Annotated in this window: 6 protein-coding genes; 1 reads left to right on the top strand and 5 read right to left on the bottom strand. The window is 72.4% G+C overall.

The annotated features are described in order from the left end of the window. The 5 genes from VGD85_RS21555 to rimP form a co-directional block, all read right to left on the bottom strand. The coding region (locus tag VGD85_RS21555; RefSeq protein ID WP_331065486.1) for a translation initiation factor IF-2 N-terminal domain-containing protein at window positions 1-309 on the bottom strand (309 nt) is incomplete at its 3' end. A gap of 132 nt (window positions 310-441) precedes the next feature. Beyond that, on the bottom strand, window positions 442-711 hold the full coding sequence (locus VGD85_RS21550; RefSeq protein WP_331065485.1) for a YlxR family protein: 270 nt from the start codon (window positions 709-711) through the stop codon (window positions 442-444). Window positions 712-785: 74 nt separating this feature from the next. Continuing rightward, window positions 786-1,598: an acyl-CoA thioester hydrolase/BAAT C-terminal domain-containing protein gene (locus tag VGD85_RS21545; protein ID WP_331065484.1), complete on the bottom strand. Its 813-nt coding sequence runs from the start codon at window positions 1,596-1,598 to the stop codon at window positions 786-788. 152 nt (window positions 1,599-1,750) lie between these two features. Further along, window positions 1,751-2,725, bottom strand: coding sequence for a transcription termination factor NusA (gene nusA / locus VGD85_RS21540; RefSeq protein WP_331065483.1), 975 nt, complete (start codon window positions 2,723-2,725; stop codon window positions 1,751-1,753). Further along, entirely contained in the window at window positions 2,725-3,264 is a 540-nt protein-coding gene (rimP, locus tag VGD85_RS21535; protein WP_331065482.1) for a ribosome maturation factor RimP, read from the bottom strand. The genes nusA and rimP overlap by 1 nt, the downstream gene beginning before the upstream one ends. A gap of 73 nt (window positions 3,265-3,337) precedes the next feature. On the opposite strand from rimP, the gene VGD85_RS21530 reads away from it, so the two are divergent. Next, window positions 3,338-3,538: hypothetical protein (locus VGD85_RS21530; RefSeq protein WP_331065481.1), on the top strand; the 201-nt coding region annotated here is incomplete at its 3' end.

The following is a 3,538-nucleotide window of genomic DNA, read 5'->3' as shown; positions in this document are numbered from 1 at the left end:
GGTCGGCGCCTCCGCGGCGGGTGCCTCGGCGGCGGCCGCGGGAGCGGCTGCGGCCTCGGGGGCCTCGGCAGCCGCAGGGGCGGCGGCCTTCTTCGCCGGCGCCTTCTTGGCGGGCGCCGACTCCTCGGCGGACTTCATCCGCCCGAGCAGCTCGGCACCGTAGGTGTCCTCGAACTTCTTGACGGCAGGCAGCTCGATGCTGGAGGACGCCGTCTTGGCGAACTCACCGATCGCGCCCAGCTTCTCGAGCGCTTCCTTGCTGGGGATGCCGTACTTCTTCGCGAGTTCTGAAACTCGGGTCTTAGCCACGCTTCTCCTTCTGGCCTGAGACCCGGGTCCAGTCTGCGCTGGGGGTGATTCAGACCGTTAGTGGTTGTGCAAACTCATCGCGAGGTACTCATCGAGTGCTCATGAGCTGCTGCTCCAGTCTCTGTCGGTCGATCAGGGTGGTGGTGCTGTGCTGTGGGCCGCGGCGACGTAGTCCCCCACCGGTGCGCTGGAGAGCCCGGTCGCGACCCGGAGGGCCCGGCCGAACGCCTTCCGGCGTACCGCGAGGTCGTAACACTCGGCGGTGGGGTGCAGGTGTGCTCCCCGGCCGGGTGCGGTGCCCTGCGGATCGGGAGCGACGACCGGCTGGCCGTGCACCCCCGAGCCGACGGTCACCCGTAACAGCTCACTCTTCGCGGCCCGCTTGCGACATCCCACGCACATCCGGACCGGGCCGCGGGGGCTGGAGGGTTCGGGGCATGCAGAAGGGGTGTGTTCACGCGCCACTGGCGACCACCCTACCGCGATCGGTCCACCGTTTTCGAACCGGCACCCGGGGGCGCCAGCAGCCGCAGCAGCTCCGGCCACACGCGGCGGCCCAGCTCGGCGTCCGCCTCGGACGTCCCGCCGTGCACCAGGCGCGGCGGCGGCGGGACCTGCTCGCCCGGCAGCAGCAGTCGGTGGCCGGCCTCGGGGTGGCTCACGAGCGTCGTGGCGAGGCCCGCTGCTTCGCGGCGGCGCACGACGCCCTCAGCGAGGTCCAGGCCCGGCCAGAGCCGGTCGTCCCCGCCGGCGACCAGCACCACCTCGCCGGCGATCCGCTCGACCGGGATGCGCGCGGCGGGCACCCGGTCGGCGTACGACGCCAGGCTCTGCTCGTACATCCCGACCAGCTCCAGCGGGTCGGCGCCGGGCTCGGGCTCCCAGGAGTCGTCGTAGGGCACGAACGGCAGCGGCGAGCCGCCGCTGGTCCACGCCGACCGCTGCGGCCGGTCCGAGCTCAGCCCGGCCCACACGACCCCGCTGCCGGAGACCGAGACGACCGCGTCGATCTCCGGGTGGCGGGCGCCGAGCAGCAAGGCAGCCTCCGCCCCGCGGGAGGTGCCCATCACGACGAGCCGGTCGCAGCGCTCGTGCAGCGTGAGCAGGGCGTCGTCGAAGGACTCCAGGGGCACCAGGTCGATCTCGGCGCCGAACCACCGGTACGACGCCGCCGTCGCGCCGGCGGCGGCCAGCACCCGGCACCGGTCCTCCTCCACCCGCCCGCTGGAGCCCGAGAGCACCAGCACGCCGGTGGGGCCGTCGCCTACGAGGAACAGCTCAGCGCTCACAGCAGCTCACCTCCTGCCTCGGGCCTTGGATGCCGAGTCGGCGCCAGTTTCCGGTCCGGCGACGCCGAGTCGGCGCCAGTTTCCGGCGCGGCGCTGCGCGCGGGAGGGAAACTGGCGCCGACTCGGCTCCTATCGACATCAGGAGCTCCTCGTCAGCCTTCGGCTGACTCGTCGCTCCTGATGTCGATGCGCCAGCCGGTGAGCCGGGCGGCGAGGCGGGCGTTCTGGCCCTCCTTGCCGATCGCGAGCGAGAGCTGGAAGTCGGGGACGACCACGCGCGCCGACTTGGCCGCGGCGTCGACGATCTCGACCGAGGTGACCTGCGCCGGGGAGAGCGCGTGGGCGACCATCGCGGCAGGGTCCTCCGACCAGTCGACGATGTCGATCTTCTCGCCGTGCAGCTCCGACATCACGTTGCGGACCCGCTGGCCCATCGGGCCGATGCAGGCGCCCTTGGCGTTGACGCCGGGGATGGTCGAGCGCACCGCGATCTTCGTGCGGTGACCGGCCTCGCGCGCGATCGCGGCGATCTCGACGGTCCCGTCGGCGATCTCGGGGACCTCGAGGGCGAACAGCTTCTTGACGAGGTTGGGGTGGGAGCGCGAGAGCGTGATCTGCGGGCCGCGCATGCCCTTGCGGACCGACACCACCAGGCACTTGATCCGGGTGCCGTGGTCGTAGCGCTCGCCCGGCACCCGCTCGCCGACCGGCAGCAGCGCCTCGAGCTTGCCGAGGTCGACCATCACGTCGTCGGGGTTGCGACCCTGTTGGACGATCCCGGAGATGATGTCGCCCTCCTTGCCGGAGAACTCGCCGAACCGCACGTCGTCCTCGGCGTCGCGCAGCCGCTGGAGCATGATCTGCTTCGCGGTCGTTGCGGCGATCCGGCCGAACCCGGCCGGGGTGTCGTCGTACTCCCCGACGGTGTTGCCCTCCTCGTCGACCTCGGCCGCGAGCACGCTCACGTGGCCGCTCTTGCGGTCGAGGACGACCCGCGCGTGCTCCTGCGCCCCCGGGGACCGGTGGTACGCCGTCAGCAGGGCCTGCTCGATCGCCTCGACGAGGACGTCGAAGGAGATCTCCTTCTCCCGCTCCAGCATCCGCAGGATGCTCATGTCGATGTCCATCAGGCCTCCCCCGCCTCGTCGTCTCCACGGTCCGACGCACCGTTGTTCGGCTCGTCGGCCGGCTCGTCCTTGGGCCGGTTGAACTCCACCTGCACCAGCGCCTTCTTGACCTCGGCGTAGGCGACCTGCCGTCGGGTCCCGCTGACCTCGAGGGTCACCTGCTGCTCGTCGCTCTCGAGGATCCGGCCGGTCGCGGCCCGCCCGTCGGCGAAGGTGACCTTGACCAGGCGGCCGGCGTTGCGGCGCCAGTGCCGGGGCAGCGTCAGCGGCCGGTCGACCCCGCGCGAGGTGACCTCGAGGGTGTAGGGCTGCTCGCCCATCACGTCGGACCCGTCGAGCACCCGGTTGACCTCCCGCGTCGCGTCGGCCACCTCGTCCAGCGTGACGCCGCCGTCCTTGTCGACGGCGATGCGCAGGATCCGGCGCTTGCCGGCGGGGGTGATCTCGACGGCCTCGATGTCGAGGCCCAGGGCGCGCAGGGGGTCGTCGAGCTCGGCCTCGATCTGGTCCCGGGTGGCGTCCTGGTTGGCACTGCTCACGAGTGGGCGACCTCCTTGTGCTGTTGTTGGTCGACAACGATAGCGGCTGGCGGGCCTCGGTAGGGTCGTCGCCGTGCCCGCCGGTCCTCGTCTCGCCCGTCGCAGCGCCATCGCCCTCGTCGCGGGGCCGCTCGCGGGCCTGGTGGCGGTCTCCGGGTGCGACGACGATCACCCGTCGCCGGCCGGGTCCCCCACGGCGACCAGCGCGCCCGACCCCGACGTCGCGCTCGTCGACGGGGTCCTCGACGAGCTGGGCCAGGCGCTGCGGCTCGCG

Origin of the sequence: Nocardioides sp., assembly GCF_036401255.1 — a bacterium.
Classification (GTDB): Bacteria; Actinomycetota; Actinomycetes; order Propionibacteriales; family Nocardioidaceae; genus Nocardioides.
Note: the sequence above shows the minus strand (reverse complement) of the source record. Positions and strands in the feature narration are given on the sequence as shown.

Bases quoted from the DNA above. Each gene is read 5' to 3' on its own strand.
- VGD85_RS21550 (WP_331065485.1), bottom strand. From the start codon at position 711: ATGTGCGTGGGATGTCGCAAGCGGGCCGCGAAGAGTGAGCTGTTACGG.
- nusA (WP_331065483.1), bottom strand. From the start codon at position 2,725: ATGGACATCGACATGAGCATCCTGCGGATGCTGGAGCGGGAGAAGGAG.